The organism is Agromyces sp. NSFZ (genome assembly GCF_056156205.1).
Window position 1 is genome coordinate 872571 of the sequence record NZ_CM149585.1, and the last position, 15724, is coordinate 888294.

General features: G+C 70.2%; 16 protein-coding genes. 6 read left to right on the forward strand and 10 right to left on the reverse strand.

What is annotated here, in order from left to right; genetic code table 11:
• The first annotated feature begins 6 nt into the window (after window positions 1-6).
• The 3 genes from ACVFI9_RS04195 to ACVFI9_RS04205 all read left to right on the forward strand — a co-directional run bounded on the left by ACVFI9_RS04195 (window position 7) and on the right by ACVFI9_RS04205 (window position 3199).
• On the forward strand, window positions 7-1110 hold the full coding sequence (locus tag ACVFI9_RS04195) for a hypothetical protein (RefSeq protein WP_474764789.1): 1104 nt from the start codon (window positions 7-9) through the stop codon (window positions 1108-1110).
• 117 nt (window positions 1111-1227) lie between these two features.
• Entirely contained in the window at window positions 1228-1716 is a 489-nt protein-coding gene (locus ACVFI9_RS04200; protein WP_474764790.1) for a hypothetical protein, read from the forward strand.
• Window positions 1700-3199, forward strand: coding sequence for a multicopper oxidase family protein (locus ACVFI9_RS04205; protein WP_474764791.1), 1500 nt, complete (start codon window positions 1700-1702; stop codon window positions 3197-3199). Before ACVFI9_RS04200 ends, ACVFI9_RS04205 begins: the two co-directional genes overlap by 17 nt.
• 15 nt (window positions 3200-3214) lie before the next feature.
• Here the strand turns inward: ACVFI9_RS04205 and ACVFI9_RS04210 are convergent, their stop codons facing one another.
• Complete coding sequence (locus tag ACVFI9_RS04210) at window positions 3215-3598, reverse strand: YciI family protein (protein WP_474764792.1); 384 nt, start codon at window positions 3596-3598, stop codon at window positions 3215-3217.
• Window positions 3599-3657: 59 nt separating this feature from the next.
• Between ACVFI9_RS04210 and trxA the strand changes: the two genes are divergently transcribed.
• A complete protein-coding gene (trxA, locus tag ACVFI9_RS04215) occupies window positions 3658-4098 on the forward strand; it encodes a thioredoxin (protein ID WP_474764793.1) in 441 nt (146 codons plus the stop codon).
• A 111-nt stretch (window positions 4099-4209) separates the two neighbouring features.
• Window positions 4210-5994 carry a serine/threonine-protein kinase gene (locus ACVFI9_RS04220; RefSeq protein ID WP_474764794.1) on the forward strand — a complete coding sequence of 595 codons (1785 nt, stop codon included), beginning with the start codon at window positions 4210-4212 and terminating at the stop codon, window positions 5992-5994.
• Between the two features lie 26 nt (window positions 5995-6020).
• On the opposite strand, the gene ACVFI9_RS04225 is transcribed toward ACVFI9_RS04220, so the two are convergent.
• The 4 genes from ACVFI9_RS04225 to ACVFI9_RS04240 form a co-directional block, all read right to left on the reverse strand.
• The gene (locus ACVFI9_RS04225; protein WP_474764795.1) at window positions 6021-6596 is read right to left on the reverse strand and encodes a dienelactone hydrolase family protein; all 576 of its coding nucleotides are present in this window, start codon (window positions 6594-6596) and stop codon (window positions 6021-6023) included.
• Window positions 6597-6607: 11 nt separating this feature from the next.
• Window positions 6608-7198, reverse strand: coding sequence for a hypothetical protein (locus ACVFI9_RS04230; protein ID WP_474764796.1), 591 nt, complete (start codon window positions 7196-7198; stop codon window positions 6608-6610).
• Window positions 7199-7230: 32 nt separating this feature from the next.
• Window positions 7231-7833 carry a dihydrofolate reductase family protein gene (locus ACVFI9_RS04235; RefSeq protein ID WP_474764797.1) on the reverse strand — a complete coding sequence of 201 codons (603 nt, stop codon included), beginning with the start codon at window positions 7831-7833 and terminating at the stop codon, window positions 7231-7233.
• A gap of 157 nt (window positions 7834-7990) precedes the next feature.
• The gene (locus tag ACVFI9_RS04240; protein WP_474764798.1) at window positions 7991-8587 is read right to left on the reverse strand and encodes a TetR/AcrR family transcriptional regulator; all 597 of its coding nucleotides are present in this window, start codon (window positions 8585-8587) and stop codon (window positions 7991-7993) included.
• A gap of 83 nt (window positions 8588-8670) precedes the next feature.
• Here ACVFI9_RS04240 and ACVFI9_RS04245 point away from each other — a divergent pair, with 83 nt between their 5' ends.
• A complete protein-coding gene (locus ACVFI9_RS04245) occupies window positions 8671-9507 on the forward strand; it encodes an SDR family oxidoreductase (RefSeq protein ID WP_474764799.1) in 837 nt (278 codons plus the stop codon).
• A gap of 100 nt (window positions 9508-9607) precedes the next feature.
• On the opposite strand, the gene ACVFI9_RS04250 is transcribed toward ACVFI9_RS04245, so the two are convergent.
• From ACVFI9_RS04250 to ACVFI9_RS04270, 5 genes are all read right to left on the reverse strand, one after another.
• Window positions 9608-10636 (reverse strand): LacI family DNA-binding transcriptional regulator, encoded by a 1029-nt coding sequence (locus tag ACVFI9_RS04250; RefSeq protein WP_474764800.1) that lies wholly within the window; start codon window positions 10634-10636, stop codon window positions 9608-9610.
• A 136-nt stretch (window positions 10637-10772) separates the two neighbouring features.
• Window positions 10773-12212 carry a GH1 family beta-glucosidase gene (locus ACVFI9_RS04255; protein ID WP_474764801.1) on the reverse strand — a complete coding sequence of 480 codons (1440 nt, stop codon included), beginning with the start codon at window positions 12210-12212 and terminating at the stop codon, window positions 10773-10775.
• Window positions 12213-12214: 2 nt separating this feature from the next.
• Entirely contained in the window at window positions 12215-13144 is a 930-nt protein-coding gene (locus ACVFI9_RS04260; RefSeq protein ID WP_474764802.1) for a carbohydrate ABC transporter permease, read from the reverse strand.
• Window positions 13141-14178: a carbohydrate ABC transporter permease gene (locus ACVFI9_RS04265; protein WP_474764803.1), complete on the reverse strand. Its 1038-nt coding sequence runs from the start codon at window positions 14176-14178 to the stop codon at window positions 13141-13143. Before ACVFI9_RS04265 ends, ACVFI9_RS04260 begins: the two co-directional genes overlap by 4 nt.
• A 91-nt stretch (window positions 14179-14269) precedes the next feature.
• The gene (locus tag ACVFI9_RS04270) at window positions 14270-15565 is read right to left on the reverse strand and encodes an ABC transporter substrate-binding protein (protein ID WP_474766369.1); all 1296 of its coding nucleotides are present in this window, start codon (window positions 15563-15565) and stop codon (window positions 14270-14272) included.
• Window positions 15566-15724 lie beyond the last annotated feature (159 nt).

Consider the following 15724-nt stretch of genomic DNA (forward strand, 5'->3'; position numbering starts at 1 on the left):
CGTGCCGTGCGCACGAACTCCGCCGCCGTCGTCACGGCCGCCCTCGCCCTGGTCGCCCTGACCGGATGCTCCGTGCCGGGCCCTGCTCCGACGCAGACACCGACCGAGTCACCGACGCCCACCCCCGTGGCATCGGGGCCGCTCACGTGCGGCGACCTCGTGCCCGTCGACCTCGTGGCCGCGGCGCTCGAGGGTGCCGACGGCGTGCCCGTCGAACCGGACGTCGCATCGAATCGCCTCGATGTCTTCGACGCCGTGCTGCTCGAGGGTGCGGGTGGCCTGCCCTGCTCGTGGCGCGTCGGCTCCGGCATGCCGGAGTACAACGCGCCGAGCGACTGGGCCTACCTGCGCGTCGACGTGCTGCCCGGGGCTGCCGCACAATGGGTGCCGATCCAGCTCGGTGACGCGCCGTCGGACGACACCCGGGAGATCGCGGGCGTCCATGCATCCGTCGCGGGTGGCGACCCCGGGTGGTCGATCTCGGCACCGGTCGGCGACAGCTGGGTGGTCGCGAGCATCAGCGCGGCCGCGCTGACCTCGACCGGCGGCCGTTTCGCCGGGCTGGGGGCCGACGTGATCATCGACCGCCTGGCCGAGGTGGCCGACGCGGCGTTCACGACGCTCCAGCAGGCGACGCCCGACCGGCTCGACTGGCCGGCCCTCGAGCTCCGGCAGGCGGACGCGATCTGCAACGGCGGACTCGACGAGCAGGGCATCGTCGCCGCGTTGCAGCTGCCTCCCGGCTGGGACGTCGAGTACACGGCATGGGACCCCACCACCGAGGCCCCGACGGGTTTCAGGGATGCGGTGGGTTCGGCGGCGCGCGCGTTCACGTGCGAACTCGAGGCCGACGACGGGACGCAGCGCATCCGGCTCACGATCACCACGGCGCGAGGCCTCTCGCCGCTCTTCGATCGCTTCCGCGCACCCGATGCGGATGTCGCGATGAGTCCACTCGAACTCGCCGACGCGCCCGACGGCACCGAGGCGCTCGTCACCGGCACCGGCAAGGGGTCGACCGTGTACCTGAGCCTCGGCGGCACGCTGTATCGCATCGACGGCGACGGGGCCCCGGCGGTCGCGCAGGCCATCGTCGCCCAGACGTACTGAGCTCCCCGTCGACCTCGCCTACGTCCGCTGACGTAGGCGGATACGTCGCTGCTCCGATGACGTCGCACTCGCCCATCGCGAGAGTGGGTCGCACGTCAGCAACGAATGGAGCACATGATGCGCAAGTTCTACGGGGTCCTCGCGTGGATCCTGGTGGCCGGGGTCGCCGTGCAGGCCGCTTCGATCGCGTTCGGGTTCGGTGGCATGCTCAGCTTCATCCAGGGCGGCGGCGTGGTCGACCAGGCCGTGGTGGAGGGCAACGGAACCGGGTCGGGCGAGGTCGGATTCTCGCTGCACGCGATCGTGGGCGGCACGGTCATGCCGCTCGCCGCCATGGCGCTGCTCATCGTCTCGTTCTTCGTCAAGGTACGGGGTGCGCGGACGTGGGCGGCCGTCGTGCTCGGCACGGTGGTGCTGCAGGTGGCCGTCGCCTTCTCGATCAGCGACCTGCCGTTCCTCGGGCTGATCCATGGCGCCAACGCGATCGCGGTCGTCGCCACGGCGTCCATCGCTGCTCGGCGGACGCGTCGGGCTCCGGACGCCCGCGCAGGCGCCGATTCGCGGATCACCTCCGAGGGAGCGAGCTCCGGTGCCGTCACGGCGTGAGGTCGTCCGCCGCGCTGCCGTCGCCGTGGCGGTCACGGTCGCGCTCGGTGGTGGCGCGCTCGCGTGGAGCTCGACGTTGCTCGGCGAGTACTCGGTCATGGACATGGGTGCGGGCGGCGATGCAGCGTCGGGCGGCCACGGTGGCCACGGTTCCGGCTCCGCGCCCGCGGCCGGCGCGGTCGACGTGAGGTCGCTCGTCGCCGATCCGGATCGTGCGGCGGATGTCCGGTTCGAGCTCGTGGCCCGGCAGGAGACGATCGACGTGCCCGGTGGGCGCGCGGTGGACGGGTTCACCGTGAACGGCACCTCCCCGGGTCCGGAGTTGCGTGCGAGGCAGGGCGACCTGGTCGAGGTGGTGCTGGTGAACGAGTCGGTGGCCGATGGGGCGACGCTGCACTGGCACGGGGTGGATGTGCCGAACGCGGCGGACGGCGTCGCCGGGATCACGCAGGACGCGGTGCCCGTCGGCGGGCGGCACGTCTACCGGTTCGTCGCGGAGGACGCGGGCACGTACTGGTACCACTCGCATCAGGTCTCGCACGAGCAGGTCGTCGGCGGCCTGCTCGGCGCGATCGTGATCGAGCCCACCGAGGCAGCCACCGCATCGTCGGATGCCGCGCCCGACGTCGAGGTCACCGCGTTGCTGCACGTCTACGGCGGGCAGCACACGCTCAACGGCCGGGTCGCCGACGAGCAGACGCCCGCCGAACCCGGTTCGATCGTCCGGGTGCGCGTCATCAACACCGACCAGGGCACCGCCGCGGTCTGGTCCGAGGCCCCGTACCGGGTCGTCGCGATCGACGGACGCGACGTGCACGAGCCGTCCGACGTCGAGGGGCAGCGCCTGCTCATCCCGGCCGGCGGTCGGGCGGATGTCGCGGTGCGCGCGCCGAACGACGGCGGGGCGGTCCGGCTCCAGGTCGGCGGCGCCCGCAGCGTGATCATCGGCGACCCCGAGGCATCCGTCCCTCCGGCGCCGCAGCCGGCGGAGACGCTCGACCTGCTCGCCTACGGCACCCCCGCACCGCTCGACTTCGACGCCTCGTCGCCAGACCGAGAGTACGACTACGTGATCGGCCGCCGGCCCGGGATCATCGACGGCCGGCCCGGGAACTTCTGGACCATCAACGGCCGCATGTTCCCCGACGTGCCCATGTTCGACGTGCGCGAGGGCGACACCGTCGTCATGCGGATCGTGAACGACTCCGGTGAGGTGCACCCCATGCACCTGCACGGCCACCACGTCGTGGTGCTCTCACGGGACGGGGTCGCGGCATCCGGGAGTCCCTGGATCGTCGACTCGCTCGACGTGCACCCCGGCGAGTCGTACGACATCGCGTTCGTCGCCGACAATCCCGGAATCTGGAGCGACCACTGCCACACCCTGCCGCACGCCGCCGACGGACTCATCGCACACCTCATGTACGAGGGCGTCACCACGCCGTTCACGATCAACGGCGACGAGGGAAACCAACCCGAATGACCGGGAGCCCGCGTCTCAGTCGTCGGGCATCGAGCGCCGGTCGCCGACCGGCCCGACGGCGAGCGGGAACGCGAGCGAGCCGGCGCCGACCCACCACTCCATCACGTCATAAGCGAGGCGCCCGGCGATGACGGACGGGTCGGCGTCCGACAACCGCGCGGCCTCGGCGGGGTCGCAGGCGAAGATCGACATGCCGCGAGCGGAGGGGTCGCTCTGGTTGTCGAACGGGCCGTTCGCAACGATCGTTCCCCGCCGGGCGAGTTCGGCCCGGTAGGCCAGGTGGCGTGCCTGGAGCGCCTCGAGCTCGGCGTCGGGCAACTCCGGCGCATCGGCAGGCCGCCGCGGCACCACCACCGTGTAGACGTCGAACGCGTCGGGAATGTCGGGATTGCGCGGCATGCGGCGATGCTACGCCCGCCGCGGCGTCCGGTGAACGCTCGCGTCGTACCCTGTGGAGTATGACGAGCCCTCACCCGTCGAAGATCGTGGCGTGCCCTTCGTGCGGCACGCGCAACCGCGTGCCGTTCAGCGGTCGCGGCCGGATCCGCTGCTCCGACTGCCACGCCGCCCTTCCATGGCTGGTCGAGGCCGGTGACACGACCTTCGACGACGCCGTCGCGAGCCGAATGCTCGTGCTCGTCGACATCTGGGCCGTCTGGTGCGGGCCGTGCCGGGCGATCGCGCCGGTCGTCGAACAGCTCTCGCGCGAGCTTGCCGGACGCCTCAAGGTCGTGAAGGTCGACGCCGACCGGTCGCCCGTCGTCTCGCGTCGCCACGGCGTGACGGCGATCCCGACACTGTTGCTCTACCGCGACGGGGTCGAGGTGTCGCGTCAGATCGGCGCGGTGCCGGCGGCGCAGCTGCGCGCCTGGGTCGAGTCGTCGCTGCCGCGGGCGTGAGTCCCGGGGAACCACGTCGCTGCTTGCATTCCCGGCCCACTCCCGCAAGCCCCTGAGGCGCTGGGCGAGTCCGGGTTAGCGTCGAGGGTCGACTTCGAAGGAGTGCGCTCGTTGAGTAGTCCGTCCACCCGCATCGCCGACCGGTACCGGCTGGTCAAGCTGCTCGGCACCGGTGGAATGGGCGTCGTCTGGCAGGCGTGGGACGAGCGCCTCGAGCGTCCGGTCGCAGTCAAGTTGCTGCGCACGCAACCCGAGCTCACCGACCGGGATCGCGAGGTCGCGACGACTCGGGCGATGCGGGAGGCGCGCATCACGGCGGGCCTGCACCATCCGCACGCCGTCACCGTGTTCGACGTCGTGGAGCACGAGGGGCAGCCCTGCCTCGTCATGCAGCTCATCGAGTCGACGCCGCTGTCGGTGCTGCTGCGCGAGCATGGCACGCTGACCCCCGAGCGGACGGCACGGATCAGCGCGCAGGTGAGCTCCGCCCTCGCTGCGGCGCACAAGTTGCGCATCGTGCACCGCGACGTCAAGCCGGGCAACATCCTCATCGCCGAAGACGGTTCGGCGCTGATCAGCGACTTCGGCATCTCGCACGCGCTCGGCGACACGACGATCACCGCCACGGGCATGATGCACGGCACGCCCGCGTACCTCGCGCCGGAGGTGGCGCGCGGACAACCGACGAGCTTCGCCTCCGACGTCTTCTCGCTCGGATCGACGATGTACGCGATGCTCGAGGGCGCGCCGCCGTTCGGCGCCGACGACAACGCGCTCGCACTGCTGCACAAGGTCGCCCGCGGCGGCCACGCCGAGCCGGAACATGCCGGCCCGTTGGCACCCCTGCTCGACGAGATGCTGTCGGCCGACCCCAGGCGCCGGCCGAGCATGAAAACGGTCGCCACCCGACTGGCGGTGCTCTCCGGGGAGGCGGATGCCGCCGCGGCATCCGGTTCCGCCACGGCGCCGCTCACCGGGGCCGCGACCGGCACCGTCGCGACCGCCGCCGCCGACGCGACCGCCGAGACCGAGCGACTGGAGGAGCCGACGGCGCCGACGAAGCGCCTCGAGGAACCCGCGACCGCGGCATCCGTGCCCGCGGGCCCCGCGACCGCGGCATCCGTGCCTGGGGAAGCCGAGACCGCCGAGACCGAGCTGCTGACCGGAATCGCCGCCTTCGACGCCGTGGTCGCGCCCGCGAGGAACCGGCCGACACCTCCGCCGCCCGCACGTCCGGTGGGCCATCGCGGCGCGTCGCCGCCCCCGCCCGTCGCGCCGGCCGAGCCGCCAGGACCGACCGAGCCGCCGCAGAATCGCCGGGGCCGCGTTGCGGCGATGATCGGCGTCCTGATCCTGGCGGGCCTCCTGCTGCTCGGCGGTGGCGCGTTCCTCTTCGGCCTGCTCGGGCAGGGCTCAGGAAGTGCGGGCGAACCCGAGGCTCGCGAGACACCGACCGCGACCCGGACGCCGGATGCTGCGACCACGCCCCCCGCGACATCCGAACCCGAAGCCACGCCGGGAGAGCCGACGCCTTCGGCCGACGCGGAGCCGCCGCCTGCCCCGCCTCCGAGCGCCGAGCAGCGGATCGTCGACTCGCTCACGTCGTACTACGCCATGCTGCCGGGGGATCTCGACGCCGCGTGGCCGCTGATGACCGCCGACTACCAGGCGAACCACGTGGGCGGTCGCGACGCCTACGGCGAGTTCTGGGGTGCGGTGGCGCAGGTCCGGATCGCGGACGTGCAGGCATCGCCGCCCGACGCCGCGCAGGCGACGCTGACCTATACGTTCACCGACGGAAGCGTGGTGCAGGAGGTCACGGCGTACCGGCTGGTCGACGAGGGCGGCGTGCTGAAGATCGCCGCGACCGAGGTGCTCAGCAGCGTCGAACTGTGAGCGTCGACCCGAGCTGATCCGCGGTGTCAGCCGACCCGGGCGAGGAAGTCGAGCACGCGCTGCATGAGCAGCCTCGTCGCGTCGGCGTCGTAGCTCGGCAGGCTGGAGTCGGCGAAGTAGTGCTGGTCCCCGGGGTAGAGGAACAGTTCAGCGTCGTCGGCGGACTCGACGAGTTCACGCGCGGCGTCCACATCGCCTTCGTCCATGAAGATCGGATCGGCGTCCATCCCATGGATCTGCGCCGGAACCACGGCCGGCCACCCGCCGAACTCCGAGACGGGGAGGCAGGAATACAGGAACAGCGCGCCCCTCGCCCGCGGGCGGGTCTGGGCGAGCTTCTGCGCGGGAACGACCCCGAGCGAGAAGCCGCCGTAGACGAGTTCTGCGGGCAGTGGCTCGGCCGCGCGCTCGGCGCGCGCGATGATCTCGCCCCAGCCCACGTCGTTCGCATGTTCGACGCCTGCCTCGATCGAGCCGAAGGTGCGTCCATCGAAGAGGTCGGGCGTGTGCACCGTGTGGCCGGCCTGACGCAGTTCGTCGGCGAACGCGTGCACGCCCTCGGTGAGTCCCAACGCGTGGTGGAAGAGCAGTACCTCGGTCATCGTTCCTCCGATCAGGCCGGATCGATCCGCAGCACGGGCGCCGACTCGCCGACCGTGAGGTCGTCCACGATGCGGATGCCGCGGGCGAGCTCGTCGACGGCGCCGACCACCGTGCCGAACCGCTCGCGATCACTGCACACGGCCGTCACGCTCACGAAGTGCGAGCCGAGATCCCACGTGTACGTGGCGAACGGCGGTCGATCGTCCGCCGGAAGCGGCATGACGAGCTTCTCGCCGACGCCGAGGTAGGTGCCGCGGAACTCCTCGGTGTCGTTGTACTCGATCGGCATCGATGCGCGGGCGACCCGCAGCTGCGGCGTCGCGGCCTGCACCTGGGCCATCACGACCAGCAGCTCCGGCTCGGCCTTCCAGACCCACGCGAGCACCCGGCCGGCGGCCTTCCGCATCAGGAACGGAACGGCCTGACTGACCGCCCACGCACTGATGCCGGCGCTCGCACCTGACGATGTCGCGGCGGGGCCCCTCGCCTGCGACAGCAGCATCCGGATCGCCGCCTTGCGGTGGCGGCGACCGCGGAATCCGAAGGAGTCGGTGACCGGCACCCACTTCGATCGGTCGGGCTCTGCGTGGAGTCGGGGCACGACCCCAGCCTATGAGCCTCGGCCCCGCTCCGTCACCGCGCGTACTGCGGGCGCCCGGTCGGTCGGTAGGTCTGAGCGAGGATGCCGGTGGGGAACCGGCGCGATTCCAGGAGGTCGAGGGCGAAATCCGTTCCCTCGTGGGGGAACAGGCGCGTTCCGCCGCCGACGATCACCGGGAAGACGATGAGCGTCATCTCGTCGACGAGCTCGTGTTCGAGCAGCCAGCGGATGAGCCGGCCGCTGCCGTGCACCTGCAGCTCGCCGCCCGGCCGTGCCTTCAGCTCCCGGATGGCGGCCTCGAGGTCTCCTGAGAGCACGGTCGTGCCCGCCCACTCGGGGTCCGTGATCGTGTTCGACGCGACGAACTTCGGACGCGAGTTCAGTGAGCTGACGAACGGGTTGTCGGCGTCGTCTTGCACGCCCCAGTACCCGGCGAAGAGTTCGTAGGTGCGCCGGCCGAACAGGAAAGCATCGGCGCGTCGGTAGAAGTCGCCGATGTAGGCGATCGACTCGTCGTCGCCGAGCGGCAGTGCCCATCCGCCTCGCTCGAACCCGGGGTCGAACTCGGGGTTGTTGCCGCCGTTCGCCTGCATGACGCCGTCGACGGTGATCTGGGTGTTGGTGATCAGCTTCACGATGGTCCCTTCTTCGAGATTCCCGGATGCCCCGGGCGACCCGTCATCCCTGCTACGAACAGCATGGGCGCAATCCGACAGTGGGCGCGAGATTCTCCGTCGAGGTGCGTCCAGCACCTCTCATCGGGACGGATCGACCCTGGCCGCTCCTGGGGAATCACGGCACCGCGAGTCCGCCCAGCAGGACGTCGGCGAGTGAGTCGAGGTGCTCCACCTGCGGCGGGCGCCGGGCGAGCGCCGTGTAGAGCACGGCACCCTGCAGCGCATCGGCCGCCGCCCCGAGGTCAGCATCGGGGCGCAGCTCACCGCGCGCGACGCCCTCGTGCAGCAGTTCGAGGAGTTGCTGCCGGCCCGGCTCGGTGATCGCCGCGTAGAGCCGGGCGGCGTCCTCGTCGCTCCCGGCCGCTGCCGCGGCGAGCGCGCGCACGATCGTGAGGTTCGTGGCATCCGACAGCCCGAGCGCGGCCGCGTGCAGCCACGCCCGGAGGCTGCCGGGCGCAGACGGCGAGCCAGCGGCATCCACTCGCCCGGCGAACGCCACCGACAGGTATCCGCCCAGCACGGCGTCGGCGACGAGGCGGGCCTTCGACGGCCAGCGCCGGTACACCGTCTGCTTCGCGACACCGGCGCGCACCGCGATCGCCTGCATCGTGAGCTGCTCGTAGCCCACGGCGAGCAGCAGGTCGCGGGTCGCCTCGAGGATGGCCCGATCGGCCTCGCCGCTGCGCGGCCGCCCCCGCTTGCGGTTCTCCACTCGTCGATTGTAGGCAGCGCGCACATGATTTACGCTACGAGGAGTCTCGGAATTCAACGGGCGAGTTCGACATGGAGGTCGGAATGCAGAAGGACGTCGTCGTCGTCATCGGAGTGGGCGGAATGGGGCTGGCGATCGCCCGCCGCGTCGGCAGCGGTCGAGCAGTGCTGCTCGCCGACTTCAACGAGTCGACCCTCGAGGCCGCCGCGTCGCAGCTGCGGGTCGAAGGGCACGACGTCACCGCCGAGCGCGTGGATGTCTCCGATCACGCATCGGTCGCGAAGCTCGCGAACGCCGCCGCCGCGCTCGGTCGCGTGACGCACGTCGCCCACACCGCCGGGCTCTCTCCCGTGCAGGCGCCGATCGAGGCGATCCTGCACGTCGACCTCCTCGGTGTGGCGTACGTGCTCGACGAGTTCCAGCGCGTGATCGCGCCCGGTGGGTCGGGCGTCGTGATCGCGAGCATGGCCGGCCACCTGGCGGCGCCGTCGCTGCCCGCCGAGCTGCAGGGCGCGCTCACCGCGACGCCGACCGACCAGCTGCTCGACCTTCCCTTCCTGGCCGCCGGGGCCGTGCCGAACCCCGGCGCGGCCTACAGCTACGCCAAGCGCGCGAACCAGCTTCGCGTGGCGCGGGCGGCGGGCGCGTGGGGCGAACGCGGCGCGCGCATCAACTCGATCAGCCCGGGTATCATCTCGACGCCGATGGGCGCAGAAGAGCTGGCGGGCGAGGCCGGTCAGCAGATGCGCGGGATGATCGCGATGTCGGCGGCGCAGCGTCTCGGCACCCCCGATGACATCGCGGCCGCCGCGGCGTTCCTGCTCGACCCGCAGCAGGCGAGCTTCATCACCGGCACCGACCTCCTCGTCGACGGGGGCACCGTGCCGGCCGTGTTCGCGGCCGGCGGTCTCGGCGGCTGACCGACCGCGCCCGCGCCGGCCGGTCGCGCAGGCGATCGTGGCGCAGACCTCCTGACGACGGATGCCTCGACCGAGCCGCGACCGTCGGGCGCCGTCGTCGTCAGCTGGACTCGCGCTGGACGAGCTCGATCGGAACGAGAGTGACCGGGTCGATCGTTCGCCCCTCGATCAGCCGCACGAGCTGCTCCACCATGGCCGCCCCCTTCTCGGCGGTGTGCAGGTCGACGGTGGTGAGCTGCGGGTTGCTGTTGGTCGTGAACACGTTGTTGTCGAGGGTGGCGATGGCGATGTCCTCCGGCACCCGCAGTCCCCGCTCCTTGAGCACCACCAGCGCCCCCGCGGCCATCTGCGCCGAAGCGATGAAGACGGCGTCGAAGGGCGTCGCGCCGTCGAGGAGCCGCACCGTGGCCGCCGCCCCGCCGGTCGGAGTGTAGTCGCCCTCCTCGCACTCGCCCGGCGCCAGCCCGGCGGCGTCGATGGTCGCGCGCCAGCCCTCGAGCCGCTCGCGCCCGGCCGAGGTGTTCAACGGACCCGAGATCGTCGCGATGCGGGTGCGGCCCCGGTCGATGAGGTGCTGGGTCGCGAGCGCAGCGGCCGCCACGTTGTCGACGTCCACCATGTGGATCTCCGCGTCCATGTCTCCGGAGGGGCGCACGCCGAACACCACCGGAAGCGAACGGGACAGCTCCAGGTACGCCGACGACGCGCTGAAATGCGACAGGATGAGCGCGCCGTCGACGTTCCCCCGGCGAAGGAACTGATGCGTCTTCTCGGGATCGCTCTCCGACTCGATCAGCAGCGTCAGCGAGTAGTCGGTGGACGACGCGTGCATCGCCGCTCCCTGGATGACCTCGGCGAAGTACGGGTCGGCGAAGAACTCGGCCGTGCGTTCGGGGATGACCATCGCGATCGTCTGCGTCCGCCGCCGAACGAGACTGCGGGCGGCCCGATTCGGCACGTACCCGAGCCGCGCGATCGCGTCGTTGACCCGGGCAACGGTCTCCTCCGTGACCCGGGGTGAACCGTTGATGACTCGCGACACCGTCGAACTGGACACGCCGGCCAGTTCCGCGACGCCTTCGAGGGTCGGGCTCACGGTCGTCCCGGGGTGGGGCGCTTCTGTCGTCACGTCTCGTCTCCTGCCACCCATCGGGTGGCCCCGCTGGTTCCCCGCTTCGGATGCAGCGGATGCATCGTCCGCATCGCATGCATCGTCCGCATCCGCAACTTCACAGCATCACCGTATGTCAAAACGAATCGGCGCTTCATCCGGGGATCGCGCGGGTCGTGATGAGCGACGCCAGCCATCGCCCGCTGTCTTTCACGGTGCGCTTCTGCGTGTCGTAGTCGACGTGCACGATGCCGAACCGCTTGCTGAATCCGTACCCCCACTCGAAGTTGTCGAGCAGCGACCAGACGAGGTATCCGCGCAGGTCGACACCTTGCCGCATCGCACGATGGGCGGCGGTGAAGTGCCGCCGCAGGTAGTCGATGCGCTGCTCGTCGATCACCCGCTCGCCGACCGGCTCGTCGTCGAACGCCGCCCCGTTCTCGGTGATCATGAGCGGCAGGCCGGGGAACTGACGGTGGAGCGAGAGGAGCAGGTCCTCGAAGCCGTCGGGCGCGATGTTCCAGCCCATCGCGGTGTACGGCCCCTCCTGACGCAGGAACTCGACGTGCTCGCTGCCGGGCCAGGCCCACCCTGGCGCGGCCTTGTGGCCGTCGGACCGTTCGCGAGGTGACACCCCGTCCCACATGCGTACGCGCGTCGTCGAGTAGTAGTTGACCCCGAGGAAGTCGAGCGGTTGCCGGATGATCTCGGCGTCCCCGGGGAGGACGAACGACCAGTCCGTGACGGAGGCCGTGTCCTCGACCAGATCGGCGGGGTATCCGCCGTTCAGCATCGGCTCGGTGAAGGCACGGTTCGCCAGCGCATCGATGCGGCGAACGGCCTCGGGTCCCGTCTCGCCCTCGCCACGGACGACGTGGAAGTTCAGCGTGACCGACACCTCGGCCTCGGGAGCGACCTCGCGAAGGACCTGCACCGCGAGGCCGTGTGCGAGGTTGAGATGATGCATCGCGCGGAGCGCTGCGTCGCCGTCGGTGCGCCCCGGCGCGTGTGCGCCCGACCCGTACCCCAGGAAGGCGCTGCACCACGGTTCGTTCAGCGTCGTCCACACGGGAACGCGGTCGCCGAGCGCCTCCGCCACGTGCCGCGTGTACTCGGCGAAGCGGTAGGCGGTCTCGCGGTTGGTCCACCCGCCCGCGTCTTCGAGCGCCTGGGGGAGGTCCCAGTGGTACAGCGTCGCGATGGGGCGGATGCCGCGGGCGATGAGCCCGTCGACGAGCCGGCGGTAGAAGTCGAGGCCGGCCTCGTTCACCGCGCCCGATCCGAGTGGCTGGATGCGCGGCCAGGCGATCGAGAAGCGGTACGCCTCGAGCCCGAGTTCGGCCATGAGGTCGAGGTCCTCGGCGAGACGGTGGTAGTGGTCGTCGGCGACGGCGCCCGTATCGCCGTTGACGATCTTGCCGGGCGTGGCGCTGAACGTGTCCCAGATCGACGGACCTCGACCGTCGGCGGTGGCCGCGCCCTCGATCTGGTACGACGCCGTGGCGGAGCCGATGAGGAATCCGGCCGGGAACTCGAGTCCCGAATCCCGGTAGTCGGGGCTGTCCCTGGTGCGTGTCGGAGTCTCGATGGTCATTTTCAGCCTTTCACTGCGCCTTGCATGATTCCGGCCACGAGCTGCCTGCCCGCGACGATGAAGAGGATGAGGAGGGGGATGACCGACAGCACGGCGCCCGCGAGCACCATCGCGTTGTCGGGGTTCTGTCCGCCGGCGGCGCTCAGGGAGGCGAGCGCCGTCTGCACGCTCGGATTCCGAGGGCTGAGCACGAGGAGCGGCCAGAGGTAGTCGGTCCACGCGGCCATGAAGGTGAACAGCCCGAGCACGGCCATCGCGGGTCGTGCCGCGGGAAGCGCGACGTGCCGGAAGGTGCCCCACATGCTGGCGCCATCCACGCGGGCGGCCTCGATGAGCTCGTCGGGAATCACGTCGACGAGGTACTGGCGCATGAAGAAGACACCGAACGCCGTGACCATGCCGGGCACGATGACCGCCTGCAGGGTGCCGACCCAGTGCCATTCCGCCATCAGCATGAACAGCGGGATGATGCCGAGCTGCGTCGGAATCGCCATGGTGGCGATCACCGTCACGAGGAGCCCGTTCCGACCGCGGAAGCGCAGCTTGGCGAACGAGTAGCCGGCGAGCGTGGAGAAGAAGACGACGGAGACGCTGATGGCCCCCGATATGATGATGCTGTTCAGCAGTCCCTGGAGGAACGGAACCGTGTCGAACACCTTGGCCGTGTTGGCGAGGAAGTCAGGGCCGGGCAGCACGGCGGGCGGCACGAGGTTCGTGTCCGACGACTGGCGGCTGGCGATGACGAAGGACCACCACAGCGGGAACGCCGAACCGAGGAAGAACGCGGCGAGGAGCGCATACGTCAGCACCCCGGGTCGCTCGTAGGCGCGCTTGCGACCGGCCCGGCGTTCCGCGTCGACGATCCGGCGGTCTTCGGCGGATGGCGACGTCGAGGATCCGGGCGATTTCGGTGACGTGAGCGTGGCGGTCATGATTCTCCCTGCTGGGCGCCGACCGAGGCGACCGGTTCGCCGACCGAGGCGACCGGTGCGCCGGCCGAGGCGACGCGCCTCCGAGCCGGCTTCACGTCGGCGGTGCGGATGGCACGCGTGATGGCGAAGCTGATCAGCCCCACGAGCACGATGATGACGAACAGGATCCATGCGGTCGCCGAGGCCTGGCCGAAGTCGCGCCTGGGGAAGGCGAGCTCGTAGAGGTAGAGCACGATCGTCTGGAACTGGCGATCGCCGCCGCCGTTCGTGCGGCTGTCGAAGAGCTTCGGCTCCGTGAAGATCTGCAGGCCGCCGATGGTGGCGGTGATGACGACGAAGATGAGCGTCGGCCGGATCATCGGGATCGTGATGGACCAGAAGCGGCGGAGCTTGTTCGCGCCGTCGAGCGCGGCCGATTCGTACACGTCGCGGGGAACGGCCTGCATGGCGGCGAGGATGAGCAGTGCGTTGTACCCGGTCCAGCGCCAGTTCACCATGGTGGCGATGGCGATGTGCGACGGCAGCACGTCGAACGCCCAGCGGATCGGATCGAGCCCGAACAGTTCGAGGAGCCCGGCGATCGGGCCGTGGAACTGGTTGAAGATCTGGAGGAAGATCACGGTGACCGCGACCGGCGCCACGATGTACGGGAGCAGGATGCTCATCCGCCAGAAGGTCCTTCCGCGGATCGCCTGGTCGAGCAGCGCTGCGATCGCCGTGGCGATGACGAGCTGCGGGATCGCCGAGAGCAGGAAGATGCTCACCGTGTTGCCGAAGGCGTTCCAGAAGAACGGGTCCGACAGCACCGAGACGTAGTTCTCGAGTCCGACGAAGTCGCCCTGACCCTTGAGCAGGTGCCAGTCGTAGAGGGAGACGTTCATCGTGTACACGATCGGGAAGACGCCGATCGCGGCGAACAGGATGAAGAACGGCGCGACGTAGAGGTACGGGGAGAAGGTGTGGTCGAACCGACTGACCTTCTGCCGGAAGGTCAGGTCCGAGCGGGCCCGTCGGCCCAGTGTTGTGCTGGTCATCGTTGAGCCAATCCGCGAGACGATGCGATGCGTGATGCGACGAACAGGGTGGCGGGTGGCCCGACGACGCGCGTCGGGCCACCCGGATGGACTAGCCGACGAGCTGGTCGAGCAGCTTCATGGCCTCATCCCATGCCGTCTCGGCATCCGTGATCTCGCCCTGGCTCACGCGGTCGAAGACCGGCCCGAACACGTTGTCCTGGATGTTGGAGTCCTCGGGGCCCTTGACCTGCGCGATGACGCCTTCGGCCCGGGCGGCGAAGATCTCACCGACGGGGGCGTCGTTGAAGAAGGCGTTCGTGCTGTCGGCGACGAGCTCCTGGCCTTCGAGCGTGCTCGGGAAGGGGCCGGCCACCTCGAACGCGGCCGCCTGCTGCTCGGGTGCCGCGAGCCAGAGGGCGAGCTTCGCCGCCTCCTCCTTGTGCTCGGACGACTCGGCGACGCCGAGGAACGCGCCGCCCCAGTTCGCGGCGCCTCCGGGGAGGACGTCGGCGAAGTCCCAGCCGCTGTCGGTGGTTCCCTCGTCGTAGTAGCCCTGCACGATGCCGAGCATCCAGCTCGGGCACATGTAGACGGCGAAGTCACCGGCCTTGGCTTCGGGTCCGACCTCCCAGCCGGGCAGTCCGGCACCGAGGCCGGCCAACTCGGCCTCGACGATCTTCGCGTGGTGCGCCTTCAGCGCGGCGTTGTCCTCGATGTTGAGGGTCTCGCCGTCCTTCTTGTAGTAGCCCTCCTCCTGCTGGTTCACGAACGAGTTCCAGAAGAATCGCGGGCTGTGCCAGAACGCCTTGCCGGTGTTGTCGACGTACTCCTTGCCGACCTCGAAGAAGCGATCCCACGTGGCATCCTCTCCACCGAGGTAGGCGGCGACCTCCGAGCGCTCGCTCGGCAGGCCCGCGGCCTCGAACAGGTCGCCGCGGTAGCAGATGCCCTGCGGCCCGATGTCGAGACCGGCTCCGATGACCTTGCCGTCGGGGCCGGTGCCCTGGTCGTACTTCCACTCGAGCCAGTCGTCCTTGACGTCTTCGATGCCGTAGTCGCGCAGGTCGACGAACGAGTCGGAGACCTCGAAGATCGTGCCGAGCCACCCTTCTTCGATCGCGACGATGTCGCTGAGGCCGGTGCCGGCCGCGATCTTCGCGTAGGCGTCGTCACGCGCCGCGCCGCCGCCCTCGAGGTTCGTCGCCTCGATGACGATGTTGGGGTTCTCCTCCATGTACTTCTCGTAGTTGGCGTCGACGCCCATCGTGCCGAACGTCGTGATGGAGAGCGTGATCTTCTCATCACCCCCGCCGCCCCCGCCGGCTGAACAGCCCGTGGTGATCAGGGCCAGTGCTGCGACACCGGCGATGGATGCGGCGATCCTGCTTCGTGATGAGTTCACGATCACTCCCTTGTGTGCGTTTCGGGGGGCCGTGGGTGCGCTCCCATGCAAGCCATGGGAGCGCACCCACGCGGTCGGGAGACACCGTATGCCCTCTTCGACTCCCGCGTCAATAGGCGGATGGGAGCGCACCCACGAATTTCGCGGTGCATTCGACAAAAC

Bases quoted from the DNA above. Each gene is read 5' to 3' on its own strand.
- ACVFI9_RS04245 (WP_474764799.1), top strand. From the start codon at position 8,671: ATGCAGAAGGACGTCGTCGTCGTCATCGGAGTGGGCGGAATGGGGCTG.
- ACVFI9_RS04265 (WP_474764803.1), bottom strand. From the start codon at position 14,178: ATGACCAGCACAACACTGGGCCGACGGGCCCGCTCGGACCTGACCTTC.
- trxA (WP_474764793.1), top strand. From the start codon at position 3,658: ATGACGAGCCCTCACCCGTCGAAGATCGTGGCGTGCCCTTCGTGCGGC.
- ACVFI9_RS04200 (WP_474764790.1), top strand. From the start codon at position 1,228: ATGCGCAAGTTCTACGGGGTCCTCGCGTGGATCCTGGTGGCCGGGGTC.
- ACVFI9_RS04255 (WP_474764801.1), bottom strand. From the start codon at position 12,212: ATGACCATCGAGACTCCGACACGCACCAGGGACAGCCCCGACTACCGG.
- ACVFI9_RS04210 (WP_474764792.1), bottom strand. From the start codon at position 3,598: ATGCCGCGCAATCCCGACATTCCCGACGCGTTCGACGTCTACACGGTG.
- ACVFI9_RS04225 (WP_474764795.1), bottom strand. From the start codon at position 6,596: ATGACCGAGGTACTGCTCTTCCACCACGCGTTGGGACTCACCGAGGGC.
- ACVFI9_RS04260 (WP_474764802.1), bottom strand. From the start codon at position 13,144: ATGACCGCCACGCTCACGTCACCGAAATCGCCCGGATCCTCGACGTCG.